Origin of the sequence: Pseudomonas neuropathica, assembly GCF_015461835.1 — a bacterium.
Lineage (GTDB): Bacteria > Pseudomonadota > Gammaproteobacteria > Pseudomonadales > Pseudomonadaceae > Aquipseudomonas > Aquipseudomonas neuropathica.
In genome coordinates this window covers 34,776-57,672 of the sequence record NZ_JACOPX010000006.1, presented here as the reverse complement: position 1 = coordinate 57,672, position 22,897 = coordinate 34,776, and the positions used below count along the sequence as shown (strand labels likewise).

The following is a 22,897-nucleotide window of genomic DNA, read 5'->3' as shown; positions in this document are numbered from 1 at the left end:
CGCGGTCCGTAAAAAAACGGTCACCGCCCGCGTCGTGCAAAGCCTATTTGACTCGACCGCCAGAACGATTGATCGCCAACAAGCACAGCCCTACCAGCAATGCCGCGCCTGCAACCAAAAGCGCAGAAGGTTGCATCGGCTGGCGGCCGGCTGTTGTATGCCGCTGCGATATCGTCAGAGGTCGGGTTTCAACGGTCACTTCGTCAAACGTCCGCAATGGTGAAACGGCTTCTGCCTGAAACGGTATTTCCTCGATGCTCAGACGCAGGCCGTCTGTCAGCTCCAGTGTCCGCGCGGTGATCGTGCCAACGATTCTGTCCGGATAAACCGGCTCGCCATTGGGATCGAGTTGGTCATACAGGAAGTTCTGCCCCTCGAGCCAGCCCACGGCCGTCTGCAACTCGGGGCCCAGGTAATACTTGCCGTCGAGGAAAAAGCCAGAAAATTGCGGCGCGCGCTCGACGCTTTCAATGCGATAACGCTCACCCGGTTTCATACCGGTTTCAGGGGCAATCATGGTCAATCCCTCCGCTGTAGGTTCAGCGGTAGAGAACAAGGATCGACCGTCGTTCCATGTAAAAGAAGAAAGGTAGCGGTTGTCTTGATCAACAGCCCGGATCATTCAGGAGAACAAACGCGCACCCGAGCGGATCAGGCCCTTCGCAGTCAATGCCCGAAGCTTTTCCCGCGTTGCTTCGCGCTCGGCCTTGGGCGTTACCGGATCGACAGCCAGATACTGCCTGTCGCACCACCATTCGATTTGGCCGATCCAGTAAGTTTGCCCGGCGTGGCCCGTGTCGAGGCGCCCCAACAAGTAGCCGATTTGTTGCCACGTGGGGAGCAGTAGAAAAATGGCGTTGCGCCGCGTCAGGGGGAGTTCATGCCAGTCTCGATCAAGTTTGGCTGTCAATCCGCGGATCAACAAAGACCAGGCAACTTTGTCCAGTCGCGCAATCACCACCGAAAAAACTTTGTCCGACGGATCATCGAGGGCCTCGAGCAGCTCAGGCAATTGATCATCGCGAAGCAGGCGCGCTGCGGCCTGTCGCACGGTGACAAAGACTGAGCGAAGTGCGGGTGTATGCCAATGCTCTGGCAACGTGTCATTGAGCTCAGTGGTCAGGCCGATCACGCCTAACCAGTGTTGTTTTGCCGTGGGTAGAGGTTGACTCAAGCGCTCGGCGAGGACCGCGTGCGCATCAACGTCGTTACGAGGCGCGGCCCACAGCGCCAGATTGCGAACGGCTGGTGACGCATCCAGCAGGGCTTCGCGCAAAACAGGTTTCGGATCGGCGAGTAGCGGCAGTAGCGCATAAAGCACGCGCACACGGATTTTGCCGCCGGGGCGTGACATCGCTTCAAGGAGCAACGGCAGACTTTGTGCCGCCGGCAACATCGCGCTCGCCGGCACCGCCATCAAGCGTACGGTCAGCTCGCGATGAGCCAGAGCACTAAGGAGCAGGGTCTTGCGATCCGCAGGGCTTTCCAGCAACAGCGTAAACAGGTAACGCGCGGCTTTGCCCTGGCGCTTCAAGAAGTCTGCGTAAACCTCATCCCGGCATTCCGCCGATTGCAGCATGGCGCGTATCGTCGACAGCGTCTGGCTGTGGTCGACCCGGCGCTGCGCTGCCAATGCCATCAAGGGTTCGAGAGCGGACAACCAGGCCTGGGTGTGGGCGGGCGACAAGTATTGTTGCAGGGCCGCCGCCGCCAGGTCGCGAACCTGTGGAACCCAATCGTTCAGACGTTCGATCAACACCGCTAATGTTTCGGGGGACGGCTGTTTACACAGTTCTCGCACCGCAACTTCTCGAACAAAACCGTTGGAGTGATTGCTCACGTCTGCCCAAGTGCCGGTGTTGCCGAAGTGAGCGAGTATCTCCAGCGCCTCATTGCGCCGATAGTTCTCATAGGCGGAAAGCTGTGTTTGCTTGCGTGCCAATCGGGTCAGCCATTCTTGTGTCGTGTTCATGGGGCAGTCCTGTGCGTCCTTGCGGGGGCAAATTGTTTGCGCAAAAGCGCCAGCCTACGCGACTGGCGCCGGAGGGCAAAAAAACCTCACTTTTTAAGAACCTAATCTCCGCCAAGAGCGACTTGATTTTTTCAAGCTCTTCAAACGTTACCTCATGAGTGACGACTATTTTTTCGATTGGTAGTGGTTTGGGGCTTAGAAGCCTGTGTAGGCATTGCCATGTCTTTAATAGAAAAAGCAAAAATGACCAAACTGGAAACCTGGCCCGCGTCAATTGTATTTTTCCAGCTCAATAGCCCTCCATAAACAACACCGCTTCCAGTTGTCGAGCGCTATACGCCAAGCCTGACCGCGCTTGCAGCGCGTGCAAGATGGCTGCAACAAGGCGGTTTGCGTCGAGCTGCGCCGGCCAGGACATGTAGGCATTGCGCCAACCGGCACGGGTCGCTCGTGGGCGGCTACCGCCACGCCCAGCGATAAGACCCAAGTCAGGATATTGCGCCTTGAAGCTATCGAGCTCGGCATCGTCGAGCACCGCCTCGGCAATGCCCACCAATGCAGTGGCTACGCGGGAGTCGTAGATCACGAAGACATCCGGATAAAACATGGCGTAAAGCTTCGTCCATGCACTGTTCATCGCGGCTGGTTGCTGAGCGTTGCGGTTTGCAGCGCGCTGCAAGTTGACGACGACCGCATTGGCATCTTGCGTGGGCACGCGCACTCCGCCCCACCTGCAGATGGACGCGAACAGCGCCAGCACCGAGTCGGCATTACCGGCAAGATGAGGAATGAGTTCCTGCGCCCGCTCAATATAACCCTGCAACTCTTGCTCGGTGGCTGTAAAACTCACTCCTGGCGAGGGCCAGAAGTAGCTGTTCAATCTCGCGTCCAGCCCAACGACCGCCTCGGCTGGATAGAGTTTCCGGCGGCGGCGATCGTAAATTTGAAAGGGTTCATGCTCAAGGTAACAGGCAAACCGCGCTTCCAAAGATTTCAGACTTCGGCAGCTCGGCGAGACAGGTATTTCGCAATCGGGCTCTACTTCCGCCGTCAGCTCTTGCGTTTCATCGAGGCCAAGCAACTCATATACGCCCTTTGATACCCGTCGGTAACGCGCAGCTTGACCGTTGCGCGTAAAAAAACCGGTGTGTTCGCACAGATTTGCCAATTGCGTACTGATCGTACTGGCGGCGAAGAAATCCAGACCCACGCGGTAGCGATGGTTGGCGTCGGTGGGGCTTCGGTAAGTCCTGCGTTCAGTGGTTTTAAGGTCTGCGGCGCGGAAATGTCGCGGGAGCACGCCGGCGTGGATTTCAAAGGCGATTGCGTCGTGCAGTGCCATTAGGCATTCCAAATGCTGAGGGAGGAGTTTTTTCGAAACGGTCGTAGATTACTCGGCCTCACGCGTGCATTCCACTTGGTAACCCTGCATCTGTGTAATCGCAACACTGCTTCGCCCGACCAAGGTCGAGCGAAGCAGTGTTGCGCGATCTCGATCAATAATCCCAGATCGCCGGAATCCAGCGGAACCCCTCACCATTGACGGCGACGTGGCCGACCGACGGGAAGGGCAGGTGCGTGGCGACAAACAGTTCGCCACTGGCCGCTGCTTCCTGCAGCAGGCGGACGCGGACGCGCACCGCTTCATCAGGATCGTGCTCGAAGCCGTTGTGCCAGTCCGGATGGTCGAAGGCCACCGGGAACAGTGCGTCGCCGGCAAAGGTCAGGCGTTCGTCGCCGGAGTTCACGTAAACCACACAGTGGCCCGGGGTGTGGCCGCCAGTGAGTTTTGCGACCACGCCGGGGGCGACTTCGAACGCATCCTCGAAGATATGCAGTTTGCTTTGGTATTGCTGGATGAAGGCGTTGGCGGTGGAGCGCAGCACGTCAGGCACCGGCGCGGGCATGTCGGTGCTGGTGAAGTCCGGCGAAGTCCAGAAGTCGACTTCGGTGGCGGTGACGTGGATGCGCACGTCGTCGTGCAGACGGTTTTTCACCGTCTCGACGAGTAAGCCGCCGATGTGGTCCATGTGCATGTGGGTGATGACGATATCGGTGACGTCTGCGAGGTCGATACCGGCCGCCGCGAGGCGTTTGGGAAACTGCCCGGCGCGGGGGAAACCGGGGAACTGGCCGCCGAGTCCGGCGTCGACAAGGATGACCTGCTCGCCGCTGCGCACCACGAGGACATTGAGTGCCCAGTCGAACGCGTCGGGACCCAGATACATCTCTTTGAACCACGCAGCGCGCTCGGCGGGATCGGCGTTGGTCGACATGGTTTGGGTCGGCAGCGGCAGGACGCCGTCGCTGATTACCATCACGTCGATGTTGCCGAGGCGCAGCGCGTAGCGCGATGGCACCAGCTCTTCGGTCGGGGTTTGCAGGGTAGCGTTGTGGGCGGTGAAGGAATCCAGATGTATGGTCATGGTGTTCTCCTTTTTATCAGGCAAGACATCGGTTTTTGGACAATGGGGGCGAGATCAGGCCACCGGAATCATCGGGTCGGCAGCGGCGAGGGCGATGCGACGGTCTGCGGCCGGCGGGTAGATCCACACGCTGTTGATCTGCGTCTTCAGTTCCTTGGCTTCGGCTTTCACCAGCTTCAGTTGGCGATCCCAGCCTTCGGTGTACACCGCGCCCCAAGCACCCAAATCGAGGCAGGTCACGTACTTCGGCTGACGGTAGGTGGTCGGCGTCACGCCAAGCAGATCAGCAATGGCGTTGTTGCCGGCATGACGACCAAGGCTGATCGCGTGCTGGCAGGACATCACCGAGATATTGCCGACGTCGTCGGTGGCAGCACGGGCGACATCGCCGGCGGCGAACACGTGCTCGAGACCTTGCACTTTGAGATTGCCGTCGACGTGCAGACGCCCCTGGCCATCGCGTTCGGCATTGAGCTGTTCGGTCAGTGGGCTGGCGCGGAAACCCACGGTCCAGATCACGGTATTGCTCTCGATGTGGCGACCGTCGGCGAGGGTGACGCCGTTGGCATCCACGGCGGCGACCGTGGCGTCGATGATCCACTCGATGCCCAGTTCTTTTGACGCTTCGATGATGGACGGACGGATGCCGTCGCCCATGGTCGCGGCGATGTCTTTGCTGCGATCAACGATGATCACTCGAATGTCTTGCAGCTCGCCGAGAATGGCGCGCAGACGATTCGGCATTTCGGTCGCGGTTTCGATACCGGTGAAGCCACCACCGGCGATGACCACGGTGTTGCGCGCGGCGCTGGCCGGTTGGCTGGCCAGCGCGTGCAGGTGGCGCTCAAGGCGTGCCGCCGACTCGATCTGGTCGACGTCGAACGCATTCTCTTTCAGGCCCGGCACCGGCGGACGCGCCAGTTGACTGCCGCTGGCCAGCACCAGGCGATCGTAAGTCAGCTCACCCGGCCGACCGGCCTCATCGCGATAACCGACACGGCGTGCCTGGCTGTCAATGCTCTCGGCGGTGCCTTTGACGAAACGTACACCCACGGCAGCGAGCAGCGCGTCCAGCGGCGCGTACATGCTGTGGACATCGGGTTCGTAGAAGCGGGGACGGATGCGCAGTTCGGCTTGCGGGGCGAGCAGTGTGATCTCCACATCGTGGCGGTCATGCATATCCAGCAACCGCGCGGCGCTCAACGTGCTCCACAGCCCGCCGAACCCCGCACCGATCACCAATAATTGCTGTTTCATAATGTGCTCCCTGATGCTGATGGATGGATAACCCGAGTTTTATTCGACACTGGCGTGATGATCACTGGCCGCCGCAAACTGCTTGCCGTACTGCATGGCGCTTAATCGTCCGCTGTCGAAATCAATGCTATGGCGTGGGCGCTGCGGGCGCAGTTGTCCATCGGTGTGTGCGGATTACGCATGGGTCGAAGGGCGGTATACGAAAGTATCGAACAAGCTACAGAGGACGGTTCAGGGCAATGTCGATGTGGTTGAGAAGGATGTCGGACGGGAAGGGTTTGGGCAAACAAGCGATGACGCCGGGCGCGCGGGTGTGGAGTTCATCGGGATGGGCGGTGACGAAAATCACCGGAATGCGCCAGCCTTGTGCGCGTAATGCTTCGTGCAGTTGCGGGCCGCTCATGCCAGGCATCTGGATATCGGAGATCAGGCAGTGTGTCTGTGCCGGGCTTTTTGACTCAAGGAATGCCTGCGCGCCCGGATAGGTGAACACCTGATAACCGAAGGCGCGAAGCAAACCTGCGAGTGCATTGCGAATGGCCTCGTCGTCGTCAACCACCGCAATGACAACCTTGTGCTGCATAGGGCTCCCTGGCCGGACGGGCACGTATGGCGACTCCTGTCGTTCTTGCACCATACGCCCTCAGCACCGGCGCAAAACTATACCTAGGTATAGTCCGTGGAGACTTTTTGAGTGTCAGCGGTTTTCGGCATCAACCTTCGCGGCTGAAGCGGCTGCGGTAGTCGCGCGGTGAAATCGACAGGTGACGCTGGAAGCAGGCGCGCAGCCGCTCTTCATCACCGAAGCCGCAAAGACGCGCAACCTTGTCGATGGTGTGCGCCGAGTTCTCCAGCATGCGCCTGGCCGCTTCGAGGCGGAACAGTTCGATGGCTTTGGACGGCGTGCGCCCGGTGCTCTGCTTGTAGACACGGGTGAAATTGCGCAGGCTCATTTTCGCCTGTTCGGCGAGTCGCTCTACAGTCAACTTCGGATCGTCAAGGTGATCGATCAGCCACAAGTGCAACGGGTCGAACTGCGGGCTGTCCTGCACCTGCGATTGCAGCAGTGTGCTGTATTGCGCCTGACCACCGGGGCGCTTGAGGTACACCACTAGCTCGCGGGCAACCTGCAACGCCACCTCGCGGCCGTAATCGGCCTCGACCAGCGCTAAGGCCAGATCGATACCGGCCGTGACCCCCGCCGAGGTCCAGACCTTGCCCTGCTGGATGAAGATCGCATCGGCATCCACGTCGATCGCCGGGAAGCGCTCGCGCAGGTTGTCGCACATGGCCCAGTGCGTGGCGGTGCGGCAGCCGTCGAGCAAACCGGACTGGGCCAGAAGGAAAGCGCCGCTGCACACCGACACCACTCGCCTCGCAACAGGGGCATTACGCCGCAACCACGCGGTAAGTTCGGCGTGCTCGTCGAGGGTCTGGCAGATATCGGGTGCGCCGGGTACGACGAGGGTGTGCAGCGCGGCAATGTCCAATTCGCGCAGCGCTCGGGTGTCCACGGCCAAACCTTCAACGGTATTGACCAAACCACCCTCAAGGCTGGCGGTGTGCAACTGATAACCGGGGTGGCATCTTTCGGCCAAGGCTTTGCTCGCGGCCCAGAACACCGTTTGCGCGCCACTGAGGTCGAGCAGGCTCATTCGCGGGTAGGCAATAAACACCACGTCGCGCGGTTCGGGCGTAGCGGTGAAGGACTGCTCGGGAATGCTGGACATTGAAATCCTGCCTGTTCAAACGGCTGAAGAAGGAGGGGATAGGGCATGGCCGATTTTCAGGGGTTTCTGGCCTGTCGGCAATGCGCGTCGACTGCTAGCCTGCTGCGCGACCGTTTGGCTGGCCTCTGGCTGCGTTCGCCATCATGGACTAGATTTATTCACCTGCACATCGCACGCGTTGCGATCTCGCCGAGGACTCACGATGACCCTGTGGTCGCATTCCAGCCCCAGCGCAGCCCCGCCCGTGCTGAGGGAACCGGTGGTTTATGTGGTCGACGACGACGCCTCCATGCGTCAGGCCCTCGACGGTTTGCTGCGTTCGATCGGCCTGCAGGTGCAGACCTTCGAAACATCTCGAGACTTCCTCGTTTCGGCCAAACGCGACGTGCCCGGTTGTCTGGTGCTCGATGTGCGTTTGCGCGGCGAAAGTGGCCTGACCTTTCAGGAGCAGATGGAAAAAAACGGCCTGCGCATTCCCGTCGTGTTCATGACCGGTCACGGCGATATCGCCATGAGCGTGAAGGCGATGAAGGCCGGCGCGGTGGATTTCCTGGCCAAGCCTTTTCGTGATCAGGACATGCTCGATGCGGTGGCCAGTGCGTTAGCCCGCGACAGTGCGCGACTGCTCGCCGAACAATCCGGCGCGGCGTTGCGTCAAGCCTACGAAACATTGACGGTACGTGAGCGCGAAGTGCTCGGTTTCGTCATTGGCGGGCTGATGAACAAGCAGATCGCCGCGCAACTCAACCTCAGCGAAGTGACGGTGAAAGTCCATCGCGGGCAGGTCATGAGGAAACTCGCTGCACGTTCGGTCGCCGATCTGGTGCGTATTGCCGAATCGCTGGGCATCGAGCCGGCGCGGCGGACAAGCTGAACTGAGCTTCAGCGTGTGACAGAAACCCCTTTGACGGTGTCGACTCCGATGGCCAGCAAACAACAGATTTTGTGGGACGACGGCGAGCGGGTGTTCTCCCGCAAACGAGGACAGGGGGAGAGCGCCAGCGTGCTGATAGTGCGTCCGGCAATCGCTCAGCCGTTGCCTGCAACCCTCGACCGGCTGGCGCATGAATACGGCCTCAAAGACGCTCTGCACAATGAATGGGCGTTGCAACCGCAAGCCCTTGAACGCGCGGGCGGAACCACGCACTTGTTATTCGACGACCCCGGCGGCGAGCCGCTGTCGCGTTTGCTGATCACGCCGCTGGACACTGAAACCTGCCTGTTGCACGCAATCAACATAGCCGTAGCGCTTGGCCGTTTGCACCTGTGCGGGCTGGTGCACAAGGATCTCAAACCGCAGCACATCCTTGTCAACTGCCACGACGGACAAGCCCGGTTGATGGGGTTCGGTCTGGCCTCGCGACTGCCGCGCGAACGTCAGGCACCCGCGCCGCCAGAAACCATTGCCGGGACCCTGGCCTACATGGCGCCGGAACAAACCGGTCGGATGAATCGTTCGATCGATTCGCGCAGCGATTTGTACTCCTTTGGTGTGACGCTGTACCAGATGCTTACCGGCTCGCTGCCGTTCAACGCCAACGACCCGATGGAGTGGGTGCATTGCCACATTGCGCGGCAACCGATGCCTGCATGCGAACGCGTGGCCACGGTGCCGTTGATGCTCTCGCGGGTAGTCATGAAACTGCTCGCCAAGACCGCCGAAGCGCGCTACCAAACCGCCGCCGGCGTCGAACATGACTTGCGTCGTTGTCTGGACGACTGGCGTCGGGCGCGGCGTATCGATGTGTTCACGTTGAACGAGCAGGGCGCGATCGATCGCTTGCTGATCCCGGAAAAGCTCTACGGTCGTGAGCGCGAAGTGCAAACCCTGATCGATGCTTTCGCCCAGGTGGTGCAGGCTCCTTCGCCGAAGCTGGTGCTGGTGTCCGGTTACTCCGGCATTGGTAAATCCTCGGTGGTCAGTGAACTGCACAAAGTGCTGGTGCCGTCGCGGGGATTGTTCGCCGCTGGCAAGTTCGATCAGTACAAGCGCGACATCCCCTATGCGACGCTGGTCCAGGCCTTTCAAGGATTGGTGCGAACGCTGCTGGGCAAGCGTCGCGAGGTGCTCGCTGGCTGGCGCGCGGCGTTGTTACAGGCACTGTCACCGAATGCACGGTTGATGACCGAGCTGATCCCGGAACTCAAGTTGATTATCGGTGAGCCGCCAGCGGTGCCGGAGCTTGAACCGCAGCAGGCGCAGCAGCGCTTCATGGCGGTGTTGCAGCGTTTCATCGGTGTGTTTGCTCGGCCGGAACATCCGTTGACGCTGTTTCTCGATGATTTGCAATGGCTCGACGCAGCGACCCTCGATTTGCTCGAAGATCTGCTGACCCGCTCGGAGCTTGGGCATTTGCTGCTGGTGGGCGCGTACCGCAATAACGAGGTCGATGCCGACCACCCGCTCAACGGCAAACTCAAAGTGCTGCGTAATGACGGCGTGCATATCGACGAGATCTGCCTGACCTCGCTGGCCAGCGTGCACATCGAGCAACTGATCGCAGAATCTCTGCGCTGCCCACCCGCGAGCATCGTTGCCCTGTCGCGCCTGGTGCTGGAAAAGACCGGCGGCAATCCGTTTTTCGTCATCCAGTTTCTTCACGCGTTGGCCGAAGAACAGCTGCTGATCTACGACCACCAATTCAACCGTTGGCGCTGGGATCTGGCACTGATCAACGCCAAGGGCTACACCGATAACGTGGTCGATCTGATGGTTGGCAAACTGGCGCGTCTGCCGTTGGACACGCGTCAGGCCCTGCAACAATTGGCCTGCCTGGGCAACGTAGCGCGTATTGACACGCTGGCCACCGTGCTCGACCTGCCGACGGCGCGGGTGCACGCGGCGCTGTGGCCGGCGGTGCGCCAGGAACTGGTGGAGTTTCACGACGGTACTTGTGCGTTTGTCCATGACCGTATTCACGAGGCGGCATACTCACTAACCGCGGAAACCGAACGTGCGCAAACTCATCTGCGCATCGGCCGTTTGCTCGCCCTGCAGACGCCGGCGGAGGGGCGTGAAGACGCGATCTTCGAAATCGTCGGGCAACTCAATCGCGGCGCCAGTCTGATCAGCGCGCGGGCCGAACGCGAACAGCTGGCCGAATTCAACCTGCTCGCTGGTCAGCGTGCCAAGGCTTCGACCGCTTACACCTCAGCGTTGAGCTACTTGGGCACGGGTGCGGCGTTGCTCGGCGAGCACGGTGATGACCGTCGCCATGAACTGGGGTTTGCTCTGGAGCTGAACCGCGCCGAGTGCGAATTTCTCACTGGGCAACTGGCGCTGGCCGATGCGCGCCTGACTGCACTGGCCGAGCGCGTCGAGACCACGGTAGAGCGGGCGGCAGTCACCTGTTTGTTGATGGATGTCTGCCTGCTGCTCGACCGCAGTGACCGCGCGGTGAATGTGTGCCTGACCTATTTACGTCAGGTCGGCATCGACTGGACGGCGCATCCGGACGATCAGCAAGTGCGCGCCGAATACCAACAGATCTGGAGGCAACTGGGTGAGCGCAGTATCGAGCAGTTGATCGACCTGCCACTGATGGAGGATCCGGCCACGCTGGTGACACTGGATGCGTTGAGCAAACTGTTGGCCCCGGCGTTGCAGTCCGATGCGAACCTCGCCTGCCTGACCATATGCAAAGCCGTTAACCTGAGCCTGGAGCACGGTAATTGCGACGCCTCCTGCATGCTCTACGCCAATGTTGTGCGGGTTGCCGGGCGGCGCTTCGGCGATTATGCCAGCGGTTACCGGTTTGGCCGCTTGGGCTGCGATCTGGTCGACCGCCGTGGCCTTGCGCAATACGAAGCGCGTACCTACCTGTGCTTCTCGATCTTCGTGGTGCGCTGGATGCGCCCGGTGCGCGAGTGCCGCGAATTGCTGCGGCGTGCGCTCAGCGCCGGCAACCGCACCGGCGATTTGCCCTATGCAGCCTACGCTGGCAATAGCCTGATTTCCGACTTGCTGTTCATTGGCGAGCCGCTGGCGGAAGTGCAGGTGCAGGCTGAAACGGGTCTGGCTTACTCGCAAAGAATCCGCTTCGGTCTGGTGATCAGTTTCATGAGTTGCCAACGGGCACTGATCCGCATGTTGCGAGGGCAGACCCCGGTGTTTGGCAGTTTCAATGATGAAGAATTCGATGAGACACGCTTTGAGGCGAACCTCGCTGCTCCGGACCTGGCCTTGGCTCGGGGCAAGTACTGGGTGCGCAAGTTGCAGGCGCGTTATCTGGCCGGGGATTACGCAGCGGCCGCCGATTGCGCGGGGCAGGCCCGGGAACTGTTGTGGGTGATCTCCTCGTTTTTTGAAGAGGCCGAGTTTCACTTTTACGCAGCGTTAACGTTGGCTGCCCACGGCGAAGCCGATACCGACCGACTGCAACGCTTGGGCGAGCACCACGATCAACTGCAAACCTGGGCGCAACAGTGTGCGGAAACCTTCGCCAGTCAGACGGCGCTGGTCGCAGCCGAAATCGCTCGGGTCACCGGGCAGTTGATCGAAGCCGAGATGCTGTACGAGCAATCGATTCAGTTGGCCAGGGACAACGGCTTTGTGCATGTCGAGGCCTTGGCCAACGAACTCGCAGCGCGGTTCTACAGTGCCCGTGGTCTGAGCAAAATCGCCCGCCTGTACCTGCAAGATGCGCGCTACGGTTACTTGCGCTGGGGGGCTGAGGGCAAGGTGCGGCAACTGGAGCTACAGCACCGTTATCTGCGCAATGGAGATACGGCGCCCGGTCCGACTGCGACCATCGCCACCCCGGTCGAGCATCTGGATCTGGCCACGGTGCTCAAGGTGTCCCAGGCCGTTTCAGGCGAGATCGTGCTGGATCGACTGATCGAAATGGTCATGCGCACCGCTATCGAACAGGCTGGCGCCGAGCATGGCCGGCTGATTCTGACCGAAGGCGAGGCGCCGTATATCGCCGCGAAAACCAGTGTCGGTGACGACAGCGCGCTGCTTTGCCATGAGCCGGTAAGTTCATCGATGCTGGCCGAATCGGTGCTCTACCAGACCCTGCGCACCGGTGAAAATCTGTGTCTGGACGATGCCGTCGCCGATCCGGCTTTTGGCGCTGATCTGTACATTCATCAACGCGGCGCTCGCTCGATCCTGTGCCTGCCGTTGATGAATCAGGGCCGGATTGCCGGCGCGCTGTACCTGGAGAACAATCTGTCTGCGGGTGTGTTCAGTCCGGCGCGCATTGCCGTATTGCGACTGGTGGCTTCGCAGGCGGCGATCTCGCTGGACAATGCGCGGCTGTATCGTGACGTCGCCGAGCGCGAGGCGAGAATTCGCCGGCTGGTCGACGCGAATATCATCGGCATCATCGTCTGGAGTGTCGACGGTGAAATCATTGAGGCCAACGACGCGTTCCTGCGCATGGTCGGTTACGAGCGCGACGATCTGCTGTCAGGCAGGGTGCATTGGCGCGACATGACACCGCCGCCACTGCGCATGACAAGTGAAGCGGCGCTGGCGACGGCAATCCGCACCGGGCGCGCCCAGCCGTTCGAGAAGGAATACATCCGCAAGGACGGCACTCGCCTGCCGGTGATCGTCGGTCTGGCCGCATTCGAAGCCAGTCAGCAGCAGGGCGTGGCCTTCGTGCTTGACCTGAGCGAACGCAAACAGGCCGAAGAGCAAGTGCGCGAAGGCGAGCGCCGATATCGCCAGGTACAAGCGGAACTGGCCCACGCTAACCGCGTGGCGACCATGGGCCAGTTGGCAGCGTCCATCGCCCATGAAGTCAACCAGCCAATCGCCGCCACCGTGATCAATGCCAACGCGGCGTTGCGCTGGCTCGGCGCGCAACCGCCGAACACCGATGAAGTTGAACAGGGCCTCAGACGCATCATCAACGACGGTAACCGCGCGGCCGACGTGCTCGGACGTATCCGCGCATTGATCCGCAAAACACCGCCGCAACGACATCCGGTGGACCTCAACGCGGTAGTGGGCGAGATGGTCGGGTTTACCCGTGGTGAAGCGGCCCGCTATGGCGCGGCGGTCACCACGCGCCTTGTCAACGATTTGCCTGCCGTGCTGGTTGACCGCGTCGAGCTGCAACAGGTGCTGCTCAATCTGATCATCAACGGTCTGGAGGCCATGGCGGTGATCGAGGAGGGCGAGCGTCGGTTAATCATTGTCAGCGAGTCTGTCGGGAAAGACGTGCGGATTGTCGTAAGCGACTCGGGACCGGGATTTGCCTGCGATCAGGTGGAGGAGGTTTTCACCGCGTTCTACACCACCAAAGTCACCGGGTTGGGGATGGGGTTGTCGATCTGCCGGTCGATCATCGAAGCCCACGGCGGTCACTTGTGGGCGGAGGCGAACGCGCCGTGTGGGGCGCGTGTGGTGTTTACGTTGCCGGGGTGTGCAGGGAGGTGAGGGCGAGATGCGGGTATCTGTCGTCAGATACTGGGGGACTTATCGGTATTCATTGCGACCGATAGGTTTCGATGTGTCGATATCAGACACAACCATGACGCAATCAGGCTACTGAATCATCTGACAGGCCGGGTAAGGTGAGGTGTCTTCACATCAAAATAATCCCATCCAGATCATGGGGTTGATAAGAACTGCGGCGGTTGGACGGACTTCTTTCGGGAAGTTCAGCAGGCAACGATCGTGCTCGTTTGCCCAGTCAACTTGCTTAAATGTCGATCAGCAGAGAACAAAAAAACCAATGATCAGCCCTAACTCCATGGATTCGAGTAGCCAATTGGCGCAGGGCTTCAAGCCTCGTCACGTCACTATGTTGTCCATTGCCGGGATTATCGGCGCCGGATTGTTCGTAGGTTCAGGACATGCCATTGCGGCGGCGGGGCCGGCGGTTCTGCTGGCTTATCTGTTCTCCGGTTTGCTCGTCGTGCTGGTCATGCGCATGCTCGGTGAGATGGCGGTGGCCAATCCGGATACCGGCTCGTTCTCGACCTATGCCGACCAGGCCATCGGGCGCTGGGCCGGCTTTACCATTGGCTGGCTCTATTGGTGGTTCTGGGTTCTGGTAATTCCCATCGAAGCGCTCGCCGCCGGGCATGTGCTGAATCAATGGTTTCCGCAGGTCGATGCCTGGCTGTTCGCGTTGGGCTCGATCATTGCGCTGGTGGTGACTAACCTGTTCAGCGTGTCCAAGTACGGTGAGTTCGAATTCTGGTTCGCCATGGCCAAGGTCGTGGCAATCGTCGGTTTTATCGGCGTCGGTTTTGCCGTGTTGATGGGCTGGGTGCCGGATCGCGACGTCAGCGGCTTGAGCGGATTGATGGCCGAACACGGCGGGTTTGCGCCCAACGGATTGTCGGCGGTGGTCGGTGCTTTCATCACCATCATGTTCAGCTTTATCGGTACCGAAGCGGTGACCATCGCCGCCGCCGAATCGAATGACCCGTCGCGAAACATTGCCAAGGCCACCCGTTCGGTGATCTGGCGCATTGGCGTGTTTTACCTGCTGTCGATCTTCGTGGTGATCTCCGTGGTGCCCTGGAATGATCCGTTGCTGGCCTCGGTCGGCTCTTATCAGCGCGCTCTGGAAATCATGAACATTCCCCACGCCAAATTCATGGTCGACGTCGTCGTGCTGATTGCCGTGGCCAGCTGCATGAACTCCTCGATCTACATTGCCTCGCGGATGCTGTACTCGCTGGGCCGGCGTGGCGATGCGCCGAAAGCGCTGAAGGCGACCTCTTCCGAAGGTGTGCCGCGCGCAGCGGTTATCGCCAGCACCGTGCTCGGTGCGTCGATCACTGTGTGGAGCTACTTCATGCCTGCCGGGCTCTTTGAATTCCTGCTGGCCAGCTCCGGAGCGATTGCCCTGTTGGTGTACCTCGCCATCGCGGTGTCGCAGTTGCGCATGCGGCGGATATTGCAACAGCGCAACGTCGAGCTGACCTTCCGCATGTGGCTGTTTCCCTGGTTGACGTGGCTGGTGATCGTATTCATCTGCGCCGCGCTGGCGGTGATGATGATCACCCCGCAACACCGCACTGAAGTCACGACAACCATTGGCCTGGCGCTGGCGATTTCCTTCATTGGCCTGTTGACGTCGCGTCATCCCTCGACGTTTGCCGTGTTCGAATGATGGAGCGTGGCGATCTGGCGTCCACGGGATGATCGGTCGGTCCTGCTTCGACAGTTGATCACTGGAGATTCCGCATCCGTATAGTTCTTGCTCCATCAGGCGATTGCCAATAAACCCTCCCATTAAGGTCAATGAAGCCGGTGAGTCACCGGCACCAGGAGGGACCATGGACGCCACCGCAATTCCCGAAGGTTTCACCGCGTTTACCCGCAGCAGCCCGTTGCTTGATTTGCTGGGCCCGATCTACGCGAGGGGCAGCGGGCTGCAACTGGAACTGGGTTTATTGACCGACGCACGCCATGCCAATGGCCGTGGCACCTTGCATGGCGGTGTATTGGCGACGTTGGCCGATGTCGGTATGGGCTACGCCATGGCCTTTTCCAGTGACCCTCCGCAGCCATTGATCACGGCGAGCATGACCCTGGATTACCTCGGCGCCGTCCAAATGAACGAGTGGCTGGAAGTGCGTCTTGAGTACTCGAAAAAAGGCCGTCAATTGGCGTTTGCTGCTGTTAGCTTGCATGTCGGGGAGCGAACGGTTGCGCGGGCCAGTGCGGTGTTTGCGGTGCCGGTGAGTTAAAAATGTGTGTCCATCAAGCGGTGGACCATCGATAGACTGCGTCTTGGGCAATAGCGGGTGAGTGTTTGCATGTCTTGGATGAGGCGATATCCGCTCACGAATGACTGCTGTCAGCGGACATCGACAAAGTCTCAACCTAGGGCCGGATAGAGAGGTCACTCAAACAACTCGAAATCCGGCAGTTTAAAACTCTTGTCGTTCAGTGCTTCGGTGCCGCCATAAAAACGCATGGCCGGCAACGGTCGCTTACCCGCGGTTGGAATCCAGTTGCTTTCCAGCCCGGCGGGAGCTTTGGGGCCGATGTAGATTGTGACACCACCATTGGCATTTTTCTTCATTGCGTCAAGGTCGTAGGAGGACAGGGTTGTGCGATTGGTTTCGCTGTAAATGAACGACATGGTGTCGCGGTTGTAAGCGGTCAACGCCCAGAATTGCTTGACCGGCATTTTCGCCGGGACGTCGATTTTGTAAGTCTTGCCAGCCTCGAGCGGTTTGCCGTTTTTATCGGCCATGGCCATCAGGTATTGAGTGGCCGGCGAGTCGCTCAACTCCTTCGGCATATAGGTGCACCAGAAGTACTCCGCCGCGCGTCCAATCAGATCAATATTGTCTTCGTATTCGAACGAGAAGCGCTTGTTTTCATCGGTCATCAGCAGCGACGCGTAGTGCCGATCTGGCCAGTAAAATTTGTCTTTCGGCAGGTTGTCGAACCAGTGCTGAAGGTAGAACCAGGCATCAATGGCCGCCTGGCGCATGGCTTTTTTGGTCACCGCGTCCGGGGCAAACGGCTTGCCTTTCTCGATGCCCAGCGATCGCAGCATCCCGATCATCACCTTGTCCTGCGGACGTGCAGGTTCGACGCTCATGACTGCATGCATATCCGCGAAATGGCGCTCGTCATAGAAAGGCAGCGTCGGGTAAACCTTGTCGATCGGGTCGATAAAGCGTTGCTGTGGCGGATTGGTCGCGTCGGCCAGGTAATACATGCGCAGCTTCTTCGCATATAGATAGGCGTCAGCCGCGGTTTTGCCCGGTGCGCGCACGGAGCGGAAGGCGAGGGCGATTCGGTAATTCGGTGATGGAACGTGGATGTAGCCAGCCGGCACTTCACCGGTGAAACCCGGTGGAGTGAACAGCATCTTGCCACCCTTGCCCTTGTCCAGACCCGAGGGGCCAACGTCGGCGATGGTCAACTGCCAGGCATCGACGACCTGGCCATAGACGCTGCCTTCCTCGCTGGCGGCGGGGAGTTCCAGAACCACCGGGCCTTTTTGCAGATCGGTGAATGCCGTGATGTAAGGCGTACTGCTGTTGGCGGTGATGGCTTCCAGCTTCGGTGTAGCTGGCGCCGAGTAGGCGATAATGTCGTTGTCTTTGACCCCCAGATTGTCAAACGCGGCGCGTCTGAAGCTGTAGATGGCGATCGCCGGCATATTCCACAGCACGGCTTCAAAAGCGCGCTGGTATTTGATCTGGTAGTCGAAATCCACAATGGAACTGCGCGCACCGGGAGGTGGCTGTCCACCCTGCGTTTCCATACTGGTCTGGGCGAGGGCCGCGTGCGGGTTGGACAGCATCGCCAAGGCCAGCAGGCTCACGTTAAGCATTCCGTTGTTGCGCATCGATTGATCCCCGCAATTGATCCCTGAAATTCCAACAAACGATCAACACTATAGACAACCGCTGAACCGCCAGAGTCAGCATACCTGTTTGACGCAAAGCGACTCCGCGCCTAGGGTTCTTGCAGATATTCAGCCGTCAGGCCAGTGCTTGAGCCCGGTTTGCCCGGCGCACCTCCTCGTGAAAGGACGCTCGTTATGAATTCATCTCGCAAGTTGTTGTTTTGTGTTTTGCCCCTCTGTGCCGCGCTCGGTAGCGCAATGTCCGCACAAGCCGGTACTCCGGATTTATTGCTGTCCACTCCAGCGACACCCGATGCCGTAGAGAAGGGGATGAAGGCCGATGGTTACAGCCTGGCAATCTCGGCTTACAACTGGGGTTATGCGCTGGTGCGTATGGAAAGGGTTGTACGTGATTACGTCACCGTCCCTTCGCCTAAACCTGACACCAGTTATCGCGCAGGTCTGAACCAGATCGGTTGGGCCACTGCGCTGGCTTCACCGTCCGCCAAGGACATGCCCACCGCCAACAATGACACCTACTACATGAGCGCGGTGCTCGATCTAATCGAACCGTATGTGTTGAGCGTGCCGGATACCCATGACCGCTATTACGTGGTCGACGTGTTCAACATGTGGCAAGAACTTGAGCACTATGTCGGGCGCCGCACCACGGGCACCCAGGCTGGAAAGTTCGTGTTAGTGCCGCCGGGGTGGAAAGGTGAATTGCCCAAAGATGCCAAGCGTCTGGACGTCACGACCCAAAAAATCTGGCTGTGGGGTCGCATTCAAGTCAAGCAGGGCGAAGATGTCGCGCCGATTCTGGCGCTGCAAAAGCAGTTCAGTGTTGCGCCACTGAGTGGCAAGTCGCACAAGGACGAGACCTTGCCGGCGTTGCCGCAAACGGACGATCCGCTGGGTTTCTTCACGGAATTGGCCGCGGTGCTCAAGGACAATCCGGTCAAACCTGCTGACGCCGCACTGTTTGCCCAATTCGCCCGTATCGGCCTGACGGAGAAAGGCTTTTCTCCGGATAAACTCAATCCGGCTACGCGCAAGGGACTTGAGGAAGGTTTGAAAGATGCGCCCTACGTAGCGATTGCGTCGCTGGCCAGCACGTCAGAAGTGCGCAATGGCTGGAACTGGGTGACGGGTCTGGATAGCTTTGGCTATAACTATCCACTGCGCGCCATGGTGGCGGGGCCGTATCTCGGCGGCCAGGGTGAGCATGAAGCGATGTACCCGATTCGCTTTACGGACAGCAAAAACCAACCGCTGACAGGCGACAATCAATACGAGGTTAAACTGGCGTCGGCACCGCCGGTGAATGCCTTCTGGTCACTGACCATGTATGACGCCAGTGACAAAATGCTGGTCGATAACGAGATCGATCGCTACAAAGTCGGCACTGACACGCAAGGTCTGAAAGTTGCGGCGGACGGTTCGATCACGATTCCGATCTCGCACAAAAAACCGCAAGGCGAAAATGCCGCCAACTGGTTGCCGGCGCCCCAGGGCGGCTTCTATGTCCTGCTGCGTTTGTACCAGCCGAAAGAAGAGGTATTGTCCGGAAAGTGGCAGTTGCCGCAGTTGAACAAAGTCAATTGAACGTTCGTGTTTGAAGATCTGATGATCGGTCAGTAGCGCGGCTGAGTGTCCGCTATTGGCCGTAAGCAGTCACCCACAAGCGACTGCTTCCAACCAGCCCCACACCCTCAAGCCTGATCCATCGCCGTCGCCACGCCCTGATCCTCCCCGAGAAAACCACCACTCTGATGCTGCCAGAGCCGCGCATAAATACCGTTTCTGTTCAGCAACTCAGTGTGCGTCCCTTGCTCGATAATCCGCCCCTCATCCATGACAATCAGTCGATCCATCGCCGCAATCGTCGACAGCCGATGGGCAATGGCGATCACGGTTTTGCCTTGCATCATTTCATCGAGGCTTTCCTGAATGGCCACTTCGACTTCCGAGTCCAGCGCGCTGGTGGCTTCGTCTAGCAGCAGGATCGGCGCGTTCTTCAGCATCACTCGGGCGATGGCGATGCGCTGGCGCTGGCCGCCGGAGAGTTTGATGCCGCGCTCGCCAACCAGCGTGTCGTAGCCGCTGTGGCCTTGCTTGTCGCTCAGTTGGCTGATGAAACCGTCGGCCTGCGCATTGGCGGCGGCGCGGCGGATATCTTCGTCGGTGGCGTCCGGGCGGCCGTAGGCGATGTTGTCGCGAATCGAGCGGTGCAGCAGCGACGTGTCCTGGGTGACCATGCCGATGGCGCTGCGCAGACTGTCTTGCGTCACGTGCGCGATATTCTGGCCGTCGATGCGAATCTCGCCGCTGTCGACATCATAGAAGCGCAGCAGCAGATTGATCAGCGTCGATTTGCCCGCACCGGAGCGGCCGACCAGGCCGATTTTCTCGCCAGCGCGGATGTTCAGGCTCAGGTTGTCGAGGACCTGACGTTCACCGTTGTAGTTGAAGTTCACCTTGTCGAACGTCACCGCGCCGCCCGCCGGCACCAGCAAGCCGGCGTTCGGCGCGTCCTGCACTTTGGGGCCTCGGGTGAGGGTGGCCATGCCGTCCTGCACGGTGCCGATGTTTTCGAACAGCGACGTCATCTGCCACATGATCCAGTGCGACATGCCATTGATGCGCAGCGCCATGGCGGTGATCGCCGCCACCGCACCGGTACCGACCTGGCCCAGATGCCACAGCCACAGGGCATAGCCGCCGGCACCGATAATCAGCCCGACCACCAGCGCCTGATTGACGATTTCGAACTGGCTGACCAGACGCATCTGGCGGAACCCGGTGAGTTTGAAATCCTCCATCGCCGCGCGTGCGAAGTGCGCTTCACGCTTGGAGTGCGAGAACAGTTTTACCGTGGTGATGTTGGTGTAGGCGTCGGCAATGCGCCCGGTCATCGACGATCGCGCATCAGCCTGCTCCTGACCGACCTGGCCCAGACGCGGCACAAAGTACACCATGGCCAGCCCGAACAACGCGACCCAGATAATGAACGGCAGCATCAGTTTCAGGGCAAAGCCGCCGGCCAGGGCGATGATCGCAATGAAGTAAACGCCGATGCCCGGTGCAATTTCGATGAGGGTGAACAACACTTCGCGCACGGCCAGTGCGGTCTGCATGACCTTGGTCGTGACCCGCCCGGAGAACTCATCGGAAAAGAACGAAAGGCTTTGTCGCAGCATCAGCCGGTGGAAGTCCCAGCGCAGCCGCAACGGCAAATTGATTGCCAGGATCTGGTGCTGAACCATGGTGCGCAGCGCCACCAGCCCGATGCTGATAAACAGCACAATACCGATGCCCCACAGCACGCGACTTTCCTGCGCGTTGACTCCACCGCCGGCCTGCCACGTCGAGAGCAGATCGACGACCTGACCGAGAAAAGAAAACAGCCAGGCTTCGTAGATCGACACGCCGGCACTGAGCAGCGCCAGCGCGAGGATATAACCGCGTGCACCGCGCGTGCAGGCCCACAGGAACCGCATCAGACCGACGGGCGGGGGTGGTGCTTCGTCGGGCGGGAAGGGGTCGAGCCGTTGTTCAAACACGCGCAGCATTGTGGTCTCCGAAATCATCAGGGTCAGGGGATTCTGCCACTTAATGGCGGCTTTGCGGGTTTGCATGTCACTGACTTGTCCCCACAAGTGTTATCGCCCGGGATCACTACAGTGCAGAACCGCACGAATTCCGGGTACATGCCGATCAGCTAAGCTGTCTGCTCAAACAACATGAGCAGTGCACGATGCAGCGAGCAAATCCGGTTTCATGTTGGGAGTCGATGGGCAAAGGAAATGTTTAATTTCTTTTTGACGTTTGTGTTCGTGCTCATTCCCACGGCGTCGCTGTCACTCGACAGTTATCTTCGCTATCGAGTGGCAAAAAACCAACCGGTGAGCAAGGCGTGGAAGGCTTGCAATCATTTGCTCTCCATCCTGCTGCTCATGCAGTTGCTGGGTTTGGCGCTTTACTTCTTCTACATCGCCTGAGTGTGGCGATTGTCGGCCTTCCAGGGATGAGGAAACCTTTGCCTGAAAACCGGCGCCTATCGTTGTGCAAGCACTTCGCGCCTGACCTGCAAAGCAATCACGGCAAACCCTTGGCCAGTGCCGCGTTGGGCAATCGTAAAGTTCTGATGCGCCGAGACATCCTCCCATTGGCTTACGAGTTCAACGTGTTGATGATCGCTGTCGGTGTCAATTTGAAACGCTATGAACCGTTCCGCTTGATCGAGGATCAAGCCATACAGGCGTGGCATTCCGGGAAAGTCGACTTCAAGATCGAGTACGACGGTTTCTGACCAATCAACACCTTGGCGCTCGCCGAAACGTGCCAAGGCCTCGGGAATACCGGTATCACGCCAGAATCGAGCAGTTTCCGTCAGGCGATGGGCAGTCACCGCATTCTGTTCCTGCACATTGAGTTGCCGCTTCTTGAGCAGACGATCTATTTCCATATTGCGCCCCCAGTATTGCTCACGCCCAAAAGCTCCCTTTTGGGATTCGTCGCTGATGTCAGCGCCATGTTTAGCAACTAACGCGCCCCTGCGAACGTGGCATCCATGGCCGAGCGGTCATAGTCCAGCAGGTATTGATTGTGCCGCTCGTACAGTTGCGAAAGCAGCTGCGCATTAGGGCCGACGACATCCATGCCTCTGTCGTCGTAGGGGAAGACCATGACCTGTTTCGGCAGATTGAACAGATACACATCAACGTGGGGATTGGGCTCGATAACGCCAAAATCTTTAGCCAATGCACACCAAAGAAATGCTTGAAGGCTTGTGATCGGCGCTTCGAACGCGATGTTGATCCAGTACTCAGGCTCTTCTTCGCAATACCATTCTTCGACATCTATTTCCTCGCTCCAGATTGAGCGCTCAAGGGGAATATCAATGCCGGCAGATCGAAATGCCCGAATCGCGGCCCGATGCATAAATCCATGGCTGCCTGAGTGAGTGCGCAGACACACCACAAACGTTTCTGCATCAGAAAAGATATCGCTGCAGATCGTTGTCGATTTTCGAAGGGCGGTCAGGAACTGCTCAATGATCCCACCCGTTTCGGAGAGCTCAAAACGCAGTCCTCCAGGGTAGAAATAGTAAAGCGGTCGGGCAAAGGCTTTGCCTTGAAAAGTCCTCTCGATTTCATCTCGTAGGTTCACGTTGTCCCTTCGTATTCATGAGCCTTTCTCCTCAACCAAGGAGTTGCGGACAGATCT

17 protein-coding genes are annotated in these 22,897 nt (G+C 59.3%); 6 read left to right on the top strand and 11 right to left on the bottom strand.

What is annotated here, in order from left to right:
* Nucleotides 1-43: 43 nt before the first annotated feature.
* The 7 genes from H8F23_RS09780 to H8F23_RS09750 all read right to left on the bottom strand — a co-directional run bounded on the left by H8F23_RS09780 (nt 44) and on the right by H8F23_RS09750 (nt 7,385).
* Nucleotides 44-517: a short chain dehydrogenase gene (locus H8F23_RS09780; protein WP_194934213.1), complete on the bottom strand. Its 474-nt coding sequence runs from the start codon at nt 515-517 to the stop codon at nt 44-46.
* A gap of 105 nt (nt 518-622) precedes the next feature.
* Nucleotides 623-1,972, bottom strand: a complete 1,350-nt coding sequence (locus H8F23_RS09775; RefSeq protein ID WP_194934212.1) for a HEAT repeat domain-containing protein — start codon at nt 1,970-1,972, stop codon at nt 623-625.
* Between the two features lie 289 nt (nt 1,973-2,261).
* Nucleotides 2,262-3,314 (bottom strand): hypothetical protein, encoded by a 1,053-nt coding sequence (locus H8F23_RS09770; RefSeq protein ID WP_194934211.1) that lies wholly within the window; start codon nt 3,312-3,314, stop codon nt 2,262-2,264.
* A gap of 154 nt (nt 3,315-3,468) precedes the next feature.
* Nucleotides 3,469-4,398: an MBL fold metallo-hydrolase gene (locus tag H8F23_RS09765; protein ID WP_194934210.1), complete on the bottom strand. Its 930-nt coding sequence runs from the start codon at nt 4,396-4,398 to the stop codon at nt 3,469-3,471.
* A 54-nt stretch (nt 4,399-4,452) separates the two neighbouring features.
* Nucleotides 4,453-5,655: an NAD(P)/FAD-dependent oxidoreductase gene (locus H8F23_RS09760; RefSeq protein ID WP_194934209.1), complete on the bottom strand. Its 1,203-nt coding sequence runs from the start codon at nt 5,653-5,655 to the stop codon at nt 4,453-4,455.
* Nucleotides 5,656-5,872: 217 nt separating this feature from the next.
* Nucleotides 5,873-6,238, bottom strand: coding sequence for a response regulator transcription factor (locus H8F23_RS09755; protein ID WP_194934208.1), 366 nt, complete (start codon nt 6,236-6,238; stop codon nt 5,873-5,875).
* A 130-nt stretch (nt 6,239-6,368) separates the two neighbouring features.
* Complete coding sequence (locus H8F23_RS09750; RefSeq protein WP_228759184.1) at nt 6,369-7,385, bottom strand: GlxA family transcriptional regulator; 1,017 nt, start codon at nt 7,383-7,385, stop codon at nt 6,369-6,371.
* 202 nt (nt 7,386-7,587) lie between these two features.
* Between H8F23_RS09750 and H8F23_RS09745 the strand changes: the two genes are divergently transcribed.
* The 4 genes from H8F23_RS09745 to H8F23_RS09730 all read left to right on the top strand — a co-directional run bounded on the left by H8F23_RS09745 (nt 7,588) and on the right by H8F23_RS09730 (nt 16,046).
* Nucleotides 7,588-8,259, top strand: coding sequence for a response regulator transcription factor (locus H8F23_RS09745; protein ID WP_194934207.1), 672 nt, complete (start codon nt 7,588-7,590; stop codon nt 8,257-8,259).
* Nucleotides 8,260-8,307: 48 nt separating this feature from the next.
* Entirely contained in the window at nt 8,308-13,776 is a 5,469-nt protein-coding gene (locus H8F23_RS09740) for a trifunctional serine/threonine-protein kinase/ATP-binding protein/sensor histidine kinase (protein ID WP_194934206.1), read from the top strand.
* Nucleotides 13,777-14,074: 298 nt separating this feature from the next.
* Nucleotides 14,075-15,466, top strand: coding sequence for a GABA permease (gabP, locus tag H8F23_RS09735; RefSeq protein WP_194934205.1), 1,392 nt, complete (start codon nt 14,075-14,077; stop codon nt 15,464-15,466).
* 166 nt (nt 15,467-15,632) lie between these two features.
* Entirely contained in the window at nt 15,633-16,046 is a 414-nt protein-coding gene (locus tag H8F23_RS09730; RefSeq protein ID WP_194934204.1) for a PaaI family thioesterase, read from the top strand.
* Nucleotides 16,047-16,201: 155 nt separating this feature from the next.
* On the opposite strand, the gene H8F23_RS09725 is transcribed toward H8F23_RS09730, so the two are convergent.
* Nucleotides 16,202-17,668, bottom strand: a complete 1,467-nt coding sequence (locus H8F23_RS09725; RefSeq protein ID WP_194934203.1) for a DUF1254 domain-containing protein — start codon at nt 17,666-17,668, stop codon at nt 16,202-16,204.
* Between the two features lie 258 nt (nt 17,669-17,926).
* Between H8F23_RS09725 and H8F23_RS09720 the strand changes: the two genes are divergently transcribed.
* The gene (locus H8F23_RS09720; RefSeq protein ID WP_228759183.1) at nt 17,927-19,273 is read left to right on the top strand and encodes a DUF1254 domain-containing protein; all 1,347 of its coding nucleotides are present in this window, start codon (nt 17,927-17,929) and stop codon (nt 19,271-19,273) included.
* A gap of 107 nt (nt 19,274-19,380) precedes the next feature.
* Here H8F23_RS09720 and H8F23_RS09715 read toward each other — a convergent pair whose 3' ends face one another.
* On the bottom strand, nt 19,381-21,240 hold the full coding sequence (locus H8F23_RS09715) for an ABC transporter ATP-binding protein (protein ID WP_194934417.1): 1,860 nt from the start codon (nt 21,238-21,240) through the stop codon (nt 19,381-19,383).
* A gap of 234 nt (nt 21,241-21,474) precedes the next feature.
* Between H8F23_RS09715 and H8F23_RS09710 the strand changes: the two genes are divergently transcribed.
* The gene (locus tag H8F23_RS09710; RefSeq protein ID WP_194934201.1) at nt 21,475-21,669 is read left to right on the top strand and encodes a hypothetical protein; all 195 of its coding nucleotides are present in this window, start codon (nt 21,475-21,477) and stop codon (nt 21,667-21,669) included.
* Nucleotides 21,670-21,725: 56 nt separating this feature from the next.
* Here the strand turns inward: H8F23_RS09710 and H8F23_RS09705 are convergent, their stop codons facing one another.
* Together H8F23_RS09705 and H8F23_RS29130 are read right to left on the bottom strand one after the other, a co-directional pair.
* Nucleotides 21,726-22,136 carry a hypothetical protein gene (locus H8F23_RS09705; RefSeq protein WP_194934200.1) on the bottom strand — a complete coding sequence of 137 codons (411 nt, stop codon included), beginning with the start codon at nt 22,134-22,136 and terminating at the stop codon, nt 21,726-21,728.
* A gap of 77 nt (nt 22,137-22,213) precedes the next feature.
* Complete coding sequence (locus H8F23_RS29130; protein WP_194934199.1) at nt 22,214-22,840, bottom strand: DUF3885 domain-containing protein; 627 nt, start codon at nt 22,838-22,840, stop codon at nt 22,214-22,216.
* Nucleotides 22,841-22,897 lie beyond the last annotated feature (57 nt).